Source organism: Caulobacter sp. GW821-FHT05F04, assembly GCF_059419665.1.
This window is the reverse complement of record NZ_JBWKSF010000004.1, coordinates 77,839-91,966: the sequence shown is the minus strand read 5'-3', so window position 1 is coordinate 91,966 and position 14,128 is coordinate 77,839. Positions and strand designations below refer to the sequence as shown.

The following is a 14,128-nucleotide window of genomic DNA, read 5'->3' as shown; positions in this document are numbered from 1 at the left end:
TGTCCCTTGGCGCGTGAGCGATTCATGGCGGGGGCAACCCTCGCCGTCGCGGGCGGGGACGTAGGTTTTTCATGGACACCCAACCGGAAGACGACGACGTCCTGATGGCGCTCGACCCCCTCGAGGTGGTCGAACACGTGCTGTCGGCCGAAAACCTGACCTTCGACCGCACGGAAGACGGCGATCTGGCGTTCGCGCTGAAAGGCGACTGGAAGGACTACGAGCTGTGGTTCGCCTGGCGTCCGGAAGCCGACTGCCTGCAGCTGTGCCTGTCGCTGGACCTGCGCGCGCCGAAGTCCAAGCGCGCCAACGCCTACGAGCTGTTGGCCCTGATCAACCAGCGCGTCTGGCTGGGCCATTTCGAGGTCTGGACCGAGGACGGCGAAGTGGTGTTCCGCCACGCCCTGGCCCTGCCGGCGGGCGAGCGCCCGACCATGGCCCAGGCCGCCTCGATGATCGACGCGGCGGTGGAAGCCGCCGATCGCTTCTTCCCGGCCTTCGAATTCCTGCTCCAGGGCGCCAAGACCCCGGACGAGGCCATGGCCGCCTGCATGTTCGAGACCGTCGGCCAAGCCTGATTTAGGCTTGCGCCTAGCCCCCAGGGTTGTCATCCCGGCCGCAGCGCGAAGCGCGGAGAGCCGGGACCCAGGGGCAACCTCATCGCGCGTGGCCCCTGGGTCCCGGATCGCGCAAGCGCGTCCGGGATGACACAACAGGTGGAACGCGAAGCATGACCCCCATTCTCCTCCTCGGCGCGGGCCGCATGGGCGGCGCCTTGATCGAAGGCTGGAGCGCGGCCGGCGCTTTCGCCGCCGCCGACCTGATCGTGCGTGATCCGAACGCCGCCGCCGCCGCCGCCGCCTTCGCCGGCGCGGTGGTCAATCCGCCGCTTGAAGCCCTGTCCGCCGCCAAGACCGTGCTGCTGGCCGTGAAGCCGCAGATCTGGCGCGAGGCGGTCAAGGACGTGGTTGCGCACCTGGCCCCCGACGCCGTCATCGTCTCGATCGCCGCCGGTGTCCGCGCGGCGGACATCTCCGAAGTCTTCGGCGGCCGTCGCGTGGCGCGGGTGATGCCGACCACCGCCGTCGCCATCGGCCGGGGAGCGGCCTCGATCCATGCCGAGGATGACGACGCCCGGGCCGCCGCCCATGCCCTGTTCGCGCCGGTCGCGACCGTGGTCGACCTGCCGAACGAGGACCTGATGCACGCGGCCACCGCCGTGTCGGGCTCGGCCCCGGCCTATCTCTACGCCTTCATCGAGGCGCTCGAAGCCGCCGGCGCGGCCCAGGGCCTGGACGCGGCGGATAGCGCCCGCCTGGCCCGGGCCACGATCATCGGCGCCGCCGCCCTGATGGAGAAGAGCGGCGAGGAGCCGGCCGAGCTGCGCAAGCAGGTGACATCGCCGGGCGGCACGACGGCGGCGGCGCTGGCGGTGCTGATGGGCGAGGGCGGCTTCGGCGACCTGCTGCCGAAGGCGCTCGACGCCGCCGTGGCGCGCTCGAAGGAACTTGGCGGCTAACCGTCTTGCTCTCGTCGCTTTCCGCCGCCATGTGACTCCCATGACCGACGCCGACGACATCCTCGACCGGGCCGCCGCCGCGGCCCTCGCCCTGGCCGCCGACAAGCCGTGGCCGGCCATCGCCCTGCGCGACATCGCCGTGAAGGCCGAGGTCCCGTTCGCAGAGCTCTACGGGCTGGCCGACAGCAAGCACGCGGTGCTGGCCCATCTCTCGGCCCGCTTCGACCGCGCGGCGCTGGGCGTCGACTATGCCGAGACCGCCGACGTCCACGATCGCCTGTTCGACGCCGCCATGGCCCGGCTGGAAGCGATGGAGCCCCATCGCGCCGCCCTGATCGCCATCGCCAAGGCCGAGGGCGTCCTCGTCTCGGCGACCCGCTTCCCGCGCATCGCCCGCGCCGTGCTGGAAGCCGCCGGCGTCGAGGCCACCGCACCGCGCCTGGCCGCCATGACCGCGGTCTGGGCCCGGGTCGTCCAGGTCTGGCGCGACGACGAAGGCGCGCTGAACCGGACGATGGCCGAGCTGGACAAGCGCCTGAAGCAGATGGCCGATCGGCTGGGGAGGATCGGGGCGGGATTTTAGGCAGCGGGCCCATCCTCGTCCTTCGACAAGCTCAGGATGAGGACTACTTTTCGCCGCGTGGCCGTAGAAACCTCATCCTGAGCTTGTCGAAGGACGAGGTTTCGGACCGCCTTACCCCGGCAACCGGATCGAGGCCCTCAAGCCGCCCATCATCGACCGCGATAGCACCAGATCCCCGCCCAGCCCGCGCGCCATGTCCCGCGCGATGGCCAGGCCCAGGCCGACGCCCTTTTCGTTCTGGTTCCGGCTCTCGTCCAGGCGCGAGAACGGCTTGAAGGCCTCCTCGTAGCGGTCCTCGGGGATCCCTGGCCCATCGTCGTCGACCGTCACCTCGACGCCGCCCGTCAGGCGGGCCGTGGCCGTCACCTTCACCCGGTCGGCGTGGGCGACGCCGTTGTCGATCAGGTTGGCCAGGGCCCGGCGGAAGGCCAGCGGTCGCAGCCGCGCCTCCAGGTCGCGGGTGATTTCGGTCTCGACCATCGCCCCGCCGCGCTCGGCGTCGGCGACCACGCCCTCGACCAGCTCCGACAGGTTGACCTCCTGCACGGCCTCCCCGCCCTCGCCGCGGGCGAAGGCCAGGTACTCGTCGATCATGTGCTCCATCTCGGAGAGGTCGCCCTTCATGGCCTCCAGTTGCTCGCTGGGTTCTGACATGGCCATTTCCAGCTTCAGCCGGGTCAGCGGCGTGCGCAGGTCATGGCTGACGCTGGCCAAGAGGGCGGTGCGTTGCTCGATGTGGCGGATGATGCGCGCCCGCATGGCCATGAAGGCCATGGCCGCCTGGCGCACCTCGCGCGCGCCATGCGGCTTGAAGTCATGGTCCTCGCCCCGGCCGAAGGCGTCGGCGGCGTCGGCCAGGCGCTCGATGGCCCGCACCTGATTGCGGATGAACAGGATGGCCACCGCCGTCAGCAGCATGGTCGCCACCACCATCCACAGGATGAAGATGTGCCCCTGGGTGGCGTAGGCGCGGTCGCGCAGCGCGTAGATCTGCAGGACCCCGTCCTTCACCTGCACGCGGATGTCGATATAGGCCGTGTAGCGGGTGGTGTCGAACCAGAACGGGTTGTCGAGCCGCTCGTCCAGCGCCTTGTCCAGCGAGCGGTCCAGGGCCGCGAACAGCGAGGGCCGGTGTCCGGTCGGCAGTTTGCGGCCCTTCTGGAAGGCGATCGACAGCGACATCGAGTCCTCGGCCCGCTTGGCCAGTTTTTCGACGGCGGCGGGGCTGGGATCGTCCTCGTAGGACTGCACGGCCCAGGCGATGTCGCCGGCCAGGCCCTCGGACAGCTTGCTGGTCACCGACTGCCAGTGGGCGTCGAAGAAGGCCCAGGTCACGGCGATCTGCATCACCGCCACCGGCAGGATGATGATCAGCAAGCTGCGCCCGAACAGGCTCGTCGGCAGCCAGCGCTTGATGAAGAGCGGGACGTACAGCTTGGTGCGCAGGCGCATCAATCAGTCCGGAGCCAGCCGATAGCCGACGCCGCGCACGGTCTGGAGGTAGCGCGGGTTCTTCGGATCCGGCTCGATCTTGCGGCGCAGGCGGGTGACCTGGACGTCGACCGCGCGGCCGGTGGCGTCGGCGGTGTCGCGAGCCAGCTCCAGGCGGTCGACCGGCTCGTGAGCCGAGCGGGCCAGGCGGCGCAGCAGGGTGACCTCGGCCTCGGTCAGGCGCACGACCTCGCCGTCACAGGTCAGTTCGCCGCGATCGGCCTCGAACGTGCAGCGGCCCAGCAGCAGCGCCTTGGGCCCCACCGGGCGCGCCGACGAGCGGCGCAGAATGGCCTCGATGCGAAGGAGCAGCTCCTGCGGCTCGAACGGCTTGCCCAGATAGTCGTCGACCCCGCTGGACAGACCTTCGATGCGGTCGGCGGTCTGGTCGCGGGCGGTCAGCATCAGGATCGGCGTGCGGCCGCTTTCGCCGCCCTTGGACCGCAGGCGCTTGGTGAAGGCGTAGCCGTCCTCGCCGGGCATCATCACGTCCAGCACCATCAGGTCGAAGTCCAGCGCGCCGAACAGGCGGTCGGCTCCGGCCGCGTCCGAGGCGGCCGTGACCCGGAAGCCGGCGCGGCCCAGGAATTCCTTGATCAGCTTGCGCAGGCGGTCGTCGTCGTCGACGACCAGGATGTGACGCTCGCGGCGCTCTTCAGGACTCATGGCGGAACACTATCAGGTTTGACGGCGGGGGGCGCCGACGCCCTGGCGCGGGCCGGCCAGCGCCGCCAGAATCCGCCGCGCGCCGGCCACGCCGTCAAGACCGCCGGTGCGGTAGGCGCGGGCCAGCAGCGCCCGCAGCCGCTCGGCCGTGCGCTGCTCGAAGGCCACGCCCTCGGAGGTCAGGGTCGCCGGACGCCGACGGCCGTCCAACTCGCCCGCGCCGCGCTCGACCAGGCCGGCCTTCTGCAGGTCGGCAAGGGTGCGGCTGGCGGCCTGTTTGGACAGGCTGGTCAGCTTCGAAAGGTCTTGCACGCCAATGCCCGGCCGGCGGCGCAGCAGGAAGGTCGCGCGCCAATGCGAGCGGCCCAGACCCAGGGGTTCGGCCTCCAGCGCCGTGTCGACGGCGGCCCACAGCGAGGCCTCGGCCAGCAGGATCAGTTCCAGCCCGCCGTCCAGCTCCTCCTCGCGGAGGATCAGACGGGGATCGTCCGAACCGGGCTGCAGCGGGGCTATCATCGCGAGGAGTCCATTTTATTTGACGCACCCTGTCTCGGAGGCGTCTAAGAGCCGGGTTTCCAATAAGGAGGTCTTGGACCGATGTCTCTGGTTCCCTTCGACGATCGTGACGGTTGGATCTGGCTGGACGGCCAGTTCGTTCCCTGGCGCGAGGCGAAGGTGCACGTACTGACCCACGGACTTCACTACGCCTCGTCCGTGTTCGAGGGCGAGCGGATGTACGGCGGCGAGATTTTCAAGCTGACCGAGCATACCGAGCGCCTGTTCAAGTCGGCGGAGATCCTCGACTTCAAGATCCCTTACACGGTGGCCGAGATCGACGAGGCCTGCAAGGCGACGGCGGCCAAGAATAACCTCAAGGATTGTTATGTCCGCCCGATCGCCTGGCGCGGGTCGGAAATGATCGGTGTTTCGGCGCAGCAGACCAAGATCCACGTCGCCATCGCCGTCTGGGAGTGGCCCAGCTACTTCGACCCGGCGACCAAGGCCAAGGGCATCCGCCTGACCTGGGCCAAGTACCAGCGTCCGGACCCCAAGACCGCTCCGGTCGCGGCCAAGGCCGCCGGCCTCTACATGATCTGCACCATCTCCAAGCACGCCGCCGAGAAGGATGGTTACGCCGACGCGATGATGCTCGACTATCGCGGCTATGTGGCCGAAGCCACGGGCGCGAACGTCTTCTTCGTCAAGGACGGCGCCCTGCACACGCCCAAGCCCGACTGCTTCCTGGACGGCATCACTCGCCGCACGGTGATCGACATCGCGCGCGGCAAGGGGATCGAGGTCGTCGAGCGCCACATCCAGAAGGAAGAGCTGGCGACCTTCACCGAGTGCTTCATCGTCGGCACCGCGGCCGAGGTGACCCCGGTCTCGGAGATCGGCGAGTTCAAGTTCACGCCCGGCAAGCTGTCGCTGGACCTGATGGACACCTACGCGGCGCTGGTGCGCGACGGGGCGATGGCCGAGGCCTGAGGGCCTGTAAGCAGGCGCTTATCCGGCGCCTGTAAGCCTGCCGCCTATGGCCGCGCCGGCTGGCGCGGCGCACGCCTTCTCTCGTCTCAAGCACGGGAGAACCGCAAGTGACCAAACCCTCGTTCGCCATATTCGGCGCCAGCCTCCTGATCCTGTCCCTGGCCGCCCCCGCCCTCGCGGAGGAGGCCAGGCTTCCTCGGGCCAAGGTGGTCTCGCTCGCCCCCGCCACGTCCAAGCCGGCGCCGGCCAAGGCCGAGGATCCGGACGACGACGCCCGCCACAAGGCTCGCCACAAATCCGTTGAGCGTGACGACGCCGAGCGGGCCGAAAGGCATGACGCGGAGCGCCGCCATGACCGCGACTGAGACCACGCCGGCGCCCCGCCGCTGGGACCCGGTGGTCAAGCTGACGCATTGGACCGTTGTCGCCGCCGTCCTCGCCAACGGTCTGATCACCGAGGCGGGTTCGGCCCCGCACCTGTGGGTCGGCTATACGCTGGCCGCCACCCTGATCCTGCGTCTGATCTGGGGCGTCATCGGACCGGCCGAGGCCCGATTTTCGGCCTTCCCGCCTAGCCCAGGCCGCGCCCTGGCGCATGTCCGGGAGATCGGCGCCGGTCGACGCACCGAGCACGCCTCGCACAATCCGCTGGGCGCCCTGATGGTCTATGCGATCTGGAGCGTACTGGCCGTCATCGTCGTGACCGGCGTGCTGATGGTCAGCGCCCCCGCCGCGCCGGAGCGCGCCGCCGCCCCACCCGCCGCGGTGGTCGCGACGCTCGATCGTGACGGGGATGACCACGAAGAGGCCGGGGAAGCCGGCGAAGAGCACGAGGAGGGCCCGTTGACCGAGATCCACGAGACGGCGGTGAACCTGCTCTACGGCCTCATCGTCCTGCACATCGCGGGTGTCGTCTTCGAGACGCGGCGGAGCGGTCGGCGGATAGTCTTGGCGATGCTTCCCGGGCGGCGCTAAGTCTCTGGCGATGATCAGTCGACGTCGAGCCCTCGAGCACAGGATCACGATGATCGCGGTCATCGTGATCCTGCAGCTGGCCGCGACCATCTTCTTCCTGGTCGACTTCACCGGCGATCTGCGCGCTGGCGGGCTGGGTTCGCACCTGCTGGCCGAGGGTGGCGCGGCGCTGGCCCTGCTGGTCGGCGTCCTGTTCGGCGCGACCCAGGTGCGCTGGCTCGTCCTGCGCGCGCGCCAGGACGAGGCGGCGGTAGCCGCGGCCAAGGGCGCCCTGGCCGACCTCGCGCACCTGCGTTTTTCCGATTGGCGGCTGACCGGGGCCGAGGCGGATGTCGCCCTCTTCGCCTTGAAGGGCTGTGACGTCGCCGAGATCGCCGCCCTTCGCGGCGCGGCCGCCGGCACCGTGCGCGCCCAACTGGCTCGGGTCTACGCCAAGGCCGGCGTGCGCTCGCAATCCGCGCTGATGGCGTTGTTCATGGAGGAACTGGTGGAGACCACCGGGAGCGAGGGGGCCGCGACCGAGCGGCGTCGCGACCCTTAGCCGTAGCCGTGGTCGCCGCCGCCGCCCGCGTCGGCGCTTAAGCCGCCTCCGCCTCCTCGTTCGCCGGAACCTGACGGATCAGGTAGTCGAAGGCCGACAGCGAGGCTTTCGCGCCTTCGCCCATGGCGATGATGATCTGCTTGTAGGGCGTGACCGTCGCGTCGCCGGCGGCGAAGACGCCGGGCAGCGAGGTTTCGCCGCGATAGTCGACCTCGATCTCGCCGCGGTTGGTCAGGGCGACGCCGGAGTCCTTCAGCCACTCGGTGTTGGGCACCAGGCCGATCTGGACGAAGACGCCTTCCAGGTCCACGCGGTGGACGCTGTCGTGGTTGCGGTCCTTGTACGACAGACCCGAGACCTTGCCGCCGTCGCCATGGATCTCGGTGGTCATGGCCGAGGTGACGATGGTGACGTTCGGCAGGCTGGCCAGTTTCCGTTGAAGCACGGCGTCGGCGCGCAGCTGGCTGTCGAACTCGATCAGCGTCACGTGGGCGACGATGCCGGCCAGGTCGATGGCCGCCTCGACGCCGCTGTTGCCGCCGCCGATCACCGCCACGCGCTTGCCCTTGAACAGCGGGCCGTCGCAGTGCGGGCAATAGGCCACGCCCTTGTTGCGGTACTCGGCTTCACCGGGGACGTTGACGTTCCGCCAGCGGGCGCCGGTCGACAGGATGACGGTGCGCGACTTCAGGCTGGCGCCGTTCTCCAGCTTGACCTCGATCAGGCCGCCCGGGGTCTTGGCCGGAACCAGACCGACGGCCTTCTGCAGGTTCATGATGTCGACGTCATATTCCTTGACGTGCTGCTCCAGCGCCGCGGCCATTTTCGGCCCCTCGGTGTGGGGGACCGAGATGAAGTTCTCGATGGCCATGGTGTCCAGCACCTGGCCGCCGAAGCGTTCGGCCGCGACTCCGGTCCGGATGCCCTTGCGGGCGGCGTAGACCGCCGCGGCCGCGCCGGCCGGGCCGCCGCCGATGACCAGCACGTCGAAGGCGTCCTTGGTCTTGATCTTCTCGGCCATGCGGTCACCCGCGCCGGTGTCCAGCTTGGCCAGGATCTGCTCGACGTCCATGCGGCCCTGGCCGAAGGCCTCGCCGTTCAGCAGGATGGTCGGCACGGCCATGACCTGGCGGGCCTCGACCTCGTCCTTGAACAGGGCGCCGTCGATGGCGACGTGGCTGATGCGCGGGTTCAGGGCGCTCATGGTGTTCAGCGCCTGCACCACGTCGGGGCAGTTCTGGCAGGACTGCGAGAAATAGGTCTCGAAGCGGTAGTCGCCGTCCAGCGCCTTGATCCGTTCGATGACCTCGGCGTCGAGGCGCGGCGGGTGGCCGCCGACATGCAGCAGGGCCAGCACCAGCGAGGTGAACTCGTGACCCAGCGGCAGGCCGGCGAAACGCACCGAAGCGTCACCGGCGGCGCGGGTGATGGCGAAGGAGGGCTTGCGGGCGTCGTCGCCCGACAGGTTCAGGGTGACCTTGTCCGACGTCGCGGCGACGTCTTCCAGCAAGGCCAGCATCTCCTTCGAACCGGCGTCATCCGCGAGGGAGGCGACCAGTTCGATCGGCTGGCGCAGGTTCTGCAGATAGGTGGTCAACTGGGTCTTCAGACCGGCGTCCAGCATGGCGCGCTCCCAAAAAGGCTAGGGGGAGAGAAAGGTAGCGTTCGATTTTCGGGGGGAGGAGGATCGAACGCGGCGTACGATCAAAGGCCGGGCCGCCGACCGGTCCGAATGAACGGCCGGCGGTCCGGGTAGTTCTTAGGCTTTAGATCTTGCCGACCAGGTCGAGCGACGGGGCCAGGGTCTTTTCACCCTCTTCCCACTTCGCCGGGCAGACTTCACCCGGGTGGCTGGCCACGTACTGGGCGGCCTTGATCTTGCGCAGCAGCTCGATGGCGTTGCGGCCGATGCCTTCGGCGGTGACTTCCATGAACTGGATCACGCCTTGCGGGTCGACCAGGAAGGTGCCGCGGTCGGCCAGGCCGACGCCCGGGCGCATGATTTCGAAGTTGTTGGTCACCACGCCCGACGGGTCGCCGATCATCGTGTACTTGATCTTGCCGATGGCCGGCGAGCTGTCGTGCCAGGCCTTGTGCGAGAAGTGCGTATCGGTCGACACCGAATAGATCTCGACGCCCAGGCGGGTGAAGACGTCGTAGTTGTCGGCCAGGTCTTCCAGCTCCGTCGGGCAGACGAAGGTGAAGTCGGCGGGGTAGAAGAAGAAGACCGACCACTTGCCCTTGGTGTCGGCTTCGCTGACCGTGACGAACTTGCCGTCCTTGTAGGCCTGGGCGGTGAAGGGTTTGATCTCGGTGTTGATCAGCGACATGAGGCGCTCCAGTTGGAAGAGATGAGCCCTGTTACAGGCCCGACTCGCGATTGATCAAATTGATAAAACTTCTCAACGGGATAGAGTGGATCTATCAATTTCGCAAAAGCGAAATGGGTTTGGCTGGCATATTTAGCATTCGTTGATCGAATGATGAATTATCGAATGTCGAGTATGGGTCGCTAGCGCGGCCCCGTCGTTGCTTTGTCGCAAAAACTTATGGAGTCAGGGCGCGTCGCGCTGGCGTTTCGCCGCGACGGGCATGTCATGCCTCATATTGGTCAGACCAATTTGATTGATCGGCTAAGCCATCTCGTGCGAACCCTTGCGCGCGAACCCTTGCCTGTGGAACGCCTATCGCTTGTGTGACCGGGGCTTCCCGACCATGGTCCCATATCCAGTGGAGTGTGATTTGACCGGCAAGAGACCGACCATCGACGACGTCGCCCGCGTTTCGGGTGTGGCGCGCGTGACGGTGTCTCGAGTGCTGAACGGCGGCCCCAATGTCCGCGACGAGGTTCGGACCCGGGTCATGCGAGCCATCGAGCAGCTGGACTACAAGGTCAATCCGCAGGCCCGCAGCCTGGCCGGCGGGGCCAGCCGTCTGCTGGCCTTCGTCTTCGCCTCGGACCTCGAGAACGATCCGAATTCCTACTATGAATCCGCTCTGGAGCTGGGGGCCCTGCGCGCCTGCCTGACCCTGGGCTACCAGGTGCTGGTCCAGAACGTCCCGCAGCAGACGCCCGACCGCGAGAAGCGGGTGCTGGACCTGATCACCAGCCAGCGCTGCGAGGGCCTGATCCTGTCGCCCCCCTACAGCGACGACGTCTCGCTGATCCAGGCGGCCTTGGCCCAGGGCTGCAAGGTGGTGACGGTGTCGCCCGGCGGACCGGGGCGCGGGATCGCCGACGGAGTCGGAGTCGACGACGAGGCCGGCGGCTACGACATGGCGCGCGAGCTGCTCAGCCTGGGCCATCGCCGCTTCGGCTTCATCGCTGGGCTGGAGGGTCACCTTTCCGCGGACCGACGCATGAAGGGGTTCGAGCGCGCCCTGGCCGAGCAGGGTCTGGGCGAAGACGCCTGGATCATGGCGCGCGGCGACTTCACCTTCCGCTCGGGCACGCACCTGGCGCCGGGACTGCTGGACCATCCGCTGAGCCCCAGCGCCCTGGTCTGCGCCAATGACGACATGGCCGCCGGCGCCCTGTCGGCCGCCCACGCGCGGGGCCTCAGCATCCCTCGGGACCTGTCGATCACCGGCTTCGACGACGCCCCGGTCGCCGCCATCGTCTGGCCGCCTCTGACCACCGTGCATCAGCCGGTCAAGGTGCTGGGCCAGCGCGCCGTCGAGATGCTGGTGGCCCGCCTGACCGGAACCAACAGCGCCTCCGAGCCGGTCTTCCAGCAGCTGGACCACGCGGTCGTACGCCGCCAGACCACGGCCGCGCACTAGCCGACCGTACCCGCTTTCCGGTTTCGATCTTGACAACGTTGTCGCTTGCCATGCTAGTGGAAGCGCTTCCATGGAAGCGCTTCCACGGCCAAGGTTGGCCTCACGACAAAAAAGGCCGTCGCTTCGCGCAGGAGCGGCTTCAGAGGGGAGAGCTAGATGATAAACCGCAAGAGCGGCGCGCGTCCGTCCATCCAGAAATTTTACGTCACCGCTTCCACGGCCGCGATCACGCTGGCCCTGGCCGGCTCGGCCTTTGCCCAGCAGGCGGCTGCTCCGGCCCCGGAAGCCGACGACACGGTCGACGCGATCGTCGTGACCGGCATCCGAGCCGGCATCCAGAACTCGATCAACATCAAGAAGAACGAGACCTCGATCGTCGAGGCCGTCTCGGCCGAGGACATCGGCAAGCTGCCGGACGTATCGATCGCCGAGTCGATCGCGCGTCTTCCCGGGTTGGCCGCCCAGCGCGTCAACGGCCGCGCCCAGGTGATCTCGATCCGGGGTCTCGCGCCAGACTTCACCACCACGCTGCTGAATGGCCGCCAGCAAGCCAGCTCCGGCGACAACCGCGCCGTCGAGTTCGACCAGTATCCGTCGGAACTGCTGTCCAGCGTCGTGATCTACAAGACGCCGGACGCCCAGGTTTCCGGCATGGGTCTTTCCGGCACCGCCGACCTGCGCACCGTGCGCCCGCTGGGATACGGCAAGCGCGTCCTGGCCTTGAACCTGCGCGGCGAGAAGACCTCGGGCAAGAAGCTGAACGAAGACTCCCACAACGTGGGCGGCCGCTTCAGCGCCAGCTACATCAACCAGTTCGCCGACGGCACGATCGGCGTGGCCCTGGGCTACGCCCACTTGGATTCGCCGTCGCAGGTGAAGCGCTACAAGGCCTATGGCTACGAGGCCTTTCCGCCGGAATCGACCTCGCCGGACAGCGCCGACGGCGCCCTGATGCTGAACGGCCAGGAAATCATGGCCGTCTCGCGCAACAACAAGCGCGACGCGGTCATCGGCATCTTCGAGTACCAGCCGAACGACCGGATTCACTCGACGCTGGACCTGTACTACTCGACCTTCAAGCAGAAGGAGACGACGCGCGGCGCCCAGTGGTTCTCGAACCCGTACGCCGACGGCGTGACCTATTCGAACGTCACGACCGCCGACATGGGCGGCTCGAAGTTCGCCACTGGCGGCACGCTGAATCACGGCGTGCCGATCGTGCGCAACGACTACAACACGCGCCAGGACCAGCTGTTCTCGGCCGGCTTCAACAACGAATTCCAGCTGACCGAAAAGACCAAGCTGGTCGCCGACCTGTCCTATTCGTCGAACAAGCGGAAGGAACAGATCATGGAGACCTACGCCGGCTACGGTCGTGGCGTGGGCGGGGTCACCGGGGCGACGGCGGACGTGGGCCGCACCTATGACACCATCGGCTTCAAGGTCGCCGACAACGGGTTCTCGCAATATGACGAAGGCCTGAACTATGCCGACGCCAGCAAGGTCACCCTGGGCGACCGCGCCCCGTGGGGCGGCTGGGGTCACGACGGCGCGATCCGCTACCCGCACGTCAAGGAAGACGTCAAGGCCGTCGACATCCGTCTCGAGCACGAGATGGACGGTTTCATCACCCAGCTGTCGGGCGGCGTGAACTACACCAAGCGCGACAAGGGCAAGACCGTCTCGGACAACGACCTGTTCCTGAAGAACGGCCGCCAGCAGGTCTATGTCGACCAGGCCGACCTGGTCTCGCCGACCAACCTCGGCTTCGCCGGCTTCGGCGACGTCCTCTCGGTCAAGATCGGCGACGTCTGGAAGAAGTACTACAACTCCTCCCCGATCCTGGACGCAAACTACTACGACAAGAACTGGGACATCACCGAGGAGGTCACGACCTTCTTCGCCAAGGCCAACTTCCAGAGCGGCGACCTGCGCGGCAATGTCGGCGTCCAGGTGGTCAAGCAGAAGCAGGAGTCGAGCGGCGTCGTGATCAACGGCCTGGCCTCGGGCCAGCCGATCGTCCCGACCAAGATCAACGCCAAGGACGACTACACCGACGTCCTGCCCAGCATGAACCTGATCTACGACCTGGGCGGCGGCCACCGCCTGCGCTTCGCCCTGTCGAAGACCATGGCCCGTCCGCGCATGGACGACATGCGCGCCAACGTGACCCCGGGCTTCAATGGCCTGGTCTGTTCCAGCCAGCCCTGCGGTCCGGGCACGACGGTCAATCCTTGGTCGGCCTCGGGCGGCAACCCGCACCTGAAGCCCTGGATGGCCAAGGCCGCCGACCTGGCCTACGAGTGGTATGTCAGCCCCGCGACCTATGTGTCGGTGGCCGGCTTCTACAAGAAGCTCGACACCTACATCTACCAGCAGTCGGGCACGTTCGACTTCACGGGGATCCCGCTGCCGGCGGGGGCCAACATCCCGGCCGGGACGATCATCAACAACATCGGCCAGATGACCCTGCCGGCCAACGGCAACGGCGGTACGGTCAAGGGCGTGGAGTTCAGCGGCGCGGTCGAGTTCGGCCAGTTCGCCGATATCCTGAAGGGCTTCGGCCTGCAGGGCAGCCTGTCGCTGACCAAGTCGAACCTGAACCCGACCAGCAACCCCGATCCGACCCAGGAGGTCCGCATCCCGGGCCTGTCGGGCACGGTCTACAACGTCACCGGCTATTATGAGCGCGGCGGTTTCCAGGCGCGCATCAGCCAGCGCTACCGTTCGGCCTTCAAGGGCGAAGTGGTGCAGCTGTTCGCCACCCGGGGCTTCACCGAGATCCTGGCCGACAAGCAGGTGGACGCCCAGATCGGCTACACCTTCAACGACGGTCCGCTGGAGAACCTCGGGATCCTGCTGCAGGTCAACAACCTGACGGACTCGCCGTACCGCACGCGCCTGGGCCTCGATGGCGGCGGCACCAAGACCCAGAGCGGCGGTTCGCTGCCGGAGACCTACGAGAAGTACGGCCGTCAGATCCTGTTCGGCGTGAACTATCGGTTCTAAGCAGAAGGCTGAGCCGAGCCGCGCTCCCCCGCGGCTTGGGCTCGCCAGGCAAGAACCAACGGAGGCGGGGGCG

The 14,128-nt window shown here is 67.7% G+C and carries 14 protein-coding genes and 1 pseudogene; 10 read left to right on the top strand and 5 right to left on the bottom strand.

Features of this window, described 5'->3' with window-relative positions; genetic code table 11:
• The first annotated feature begins 71 nt into the window (after nt 1-71).
• The 4 genes and pseudogenes from AC07R7_RS12010 to AC07R7_RS11995 all read left to right on the top strand — a co-directional run bounded on the left by AC07R7_RS12010 (nt 72) and on the right by AC07R7_RS11995 (nt 2,102).
• Nucleotides 72-578 (top strand): type III secretion system chaperone family protein, encoded by a 507-nt coding sequence (locus AC07R7_RS12010; protein WP_125156682.1) that lies wholly within the window; start codon nt 72-74, stop codon nt 576-578.
• Nucleotides 579-605: 27 nt separating this feature from the next.
• Nucleotides 606-712, top strand: a pseudogene (locus AC07R7_RS12005) (hypothetical protein); the annotation flags it as partial.
• An 18-nt stretch (nt 713-730) separates the two neighbouring features.
• A complete protein-coding gene (proC, locus tag AC07R7_RS12000; RefSeq protein WP_494635301.1) occupies nt 731-1,519 on the top strand; it encodes a pyrroline-5-carboxylate reductase in 789 nt (262 codons plus the stop codon).
• Nucleotides 1,520-1,559: 40 nt separating this feature from the next.
• Nucleotides 1,560-2,102, top strand: coding sequence for a TetR family transcriptional regulator (locus tag AC07R7_RS11995; RefSeq protein ID WP_494635300.1), 543 nt, complete (start codon nt 1,560-1,562; stop codon nt 2,100-2,102).
• A 111-nt stretch (nt 2,103-2,213) separates the two neighbouring features.
• Here the strand turns inward: AC07R7_RS11995 and AC07R7_RS11990 are convergent, their stop codons facing one another.
• The 3 genes from AC07R7_RS11990 to AC07R7_RS11980 are packed head-to-tail and all read right to left on the bottom strand — an operon-like array spanning nt 2,214 to nt 4,775.
• The gene (locus tag AC07R7_RS11990) at nt 2,214-3,554 is read right to left on the bottom strand and encodes a sensor histidine kinase (protein WP_494635298.1); all 1,341 of its coding nucleotides are present in this window, start codon (nt 3,552-3,554) and stop codon (nt 2,214-2,216) included.
• Between the two features lie 3 nt (nt 3,555-3,557).
• Nucleotides 3,558-4,259 (bottom strand): response regulator, encoded by a 702-nt coding sequence (locus tag AC07R7_RS11985; protein WP_492836771.1) that lies wholly within the window; start codon nt 4,257-4,259, stop codon nt 3,558-3,560.
• 12 nt (nt 4,260-4,271) lie between these two features.
• Entirely contained in the window at nt 4,272-4,775 is a 504-nt protein-coding gene (locus tag AC07R7_RS11980; protein ID WP_494635297.1) for a MarR family winged helix-turn-helix transcriptional regulator, read from the bottom strand.
• Nucleotides 4,776-4,856: 81 nt separating this feature from the next.
• Here AC07R7_RS11980 and AC07R7_RS11975 point away from each other — a divergent pair, with 81 nt between their 5' ends.
• The 4 genes from AC07R7_RS11975 to AC07R7_RS11960 all read left to right on the top strand — a co-directional run bounded on the left by AC07R7_RS11975 (nt 4,857) and on the right by AC07R7_RS11960 (nt 7,263).
• Complete coding sequence (locus AC07R7_RS11975; protein WP_494635295.1) at nt 4,857-5,747, top strand: branched-chain amino acid aminotransferase; 891 nt, start codon at nt 4,857-4,859, stop codon at nt 5,745-5,747.
• Between the two features lie 107 nt (nt 5,748-5,854).
• Nucleotides 5,855-6,112 (top strand): hypothetical protein, encoded by a 258-nt coding sequence (locus AC07R7_RS11970; protein WP_494635293.1) that lies wholly within the window; start codon nt 5,855-5,857, stop codon nt 6,110-6,112.
• Nucleotides 6,099-6,722 carry a cytochrome b/b6 domain-containing protein gene (locus AC07R7_RS11965; RefSeq protein ID WP_494635291.1) on the top strand — a complete coding sequence of 208 codons (624 nt, stop codon included), beginning with the start codon at nt 6,099-6,101 and terminating at the stop codon, nt 6,720-6,722. The genes AC07R7_RS11970 and AC07R7_RS11965 overlap by 14 nt, the downstream gene beginning before the upstream one ends.
• A 10-nt stretch (nt 6,723-6,732) precedes the next feature.
• The gene (locus AC07R7_RS11960) at nt 6,733-7,263 is read left to right on the top strand and encodes a helix-turn-helix transcriptional regulator (protein ID WP_494635289.1); all 531 of its coding nucleotides are present in this window, start codon (nt 6,733-6,735) and stop codon (nt 7,261-7,263) included.
• Between the two features lie 37 nt (nt 7,264-7,300).
• Here AC07R7_RS11960 and ahpF read toward each other — a convergent pair whose 3' ends face one another.
• Both ahpF and ahpC read right to left on the bottom strand, forming a co-directional pair.
• Nucleotides 7,301-8,887 carry an alkyl hydroperoxide reductase subunit F gene (ahpF, locus tag AC07R7_RS11955; protein WP_494635288.1) on the bottom strand — a complete coding sequence of 529 codons (1,587 nt, stop codon included), beginning with the start codon at nt 8,885-8,887 and terminating at the stop codon, nt 7,301-7,303.
• Nucleotides 8,888-9,029: 142 nt separating this feature from the next.
• On the bottom strand, nt 9,030-9,593 hold the full coding sequence (gene ahpC, locus AC07R7_RS11950; protein ID WP_099581443.1) for an alkyl hydroperoxide reductase subunit C: 564 nt from the start codon (nt 9,591-9,593) through the stop codon (nt 9,030-9,032).
• A 412-nt stretch (nt 9,594-10,005) separates the two neighbouring features.
• On the opposite strand from ahpC, the gene AC07R7_RS11945 reads away from it, so the two are divergent.
• The gene (locus AC07R7_RS11945; protein ID WP_492836778.1) at nt 10,006-11,046 is read left to right on the top strand and encodes a LacI family DNA-binding transcriptional regulator; all 1,041 of its coding nucleotides are present in this window, start codon (nt 10,006-10,008) and stop codon (nt 11,044-11,046) included.
• A 156-nt stretch (nt 11,047-11,202) separates the two neighbouring features.
• Nucleotides 11,203-14,055: a TonB-dependent receptor gene (locus AC07R7_RS11940; RefSeq protein WP_494635286.1), complete on the top strand. Its 2,853-nt coding sequence runs from the start codon at nt 11,203-11,205 to the stop codon at nt 14,053-14,055.
• Nucleotides 14,056-14,128: the final 73 nt, after the last annotated feature.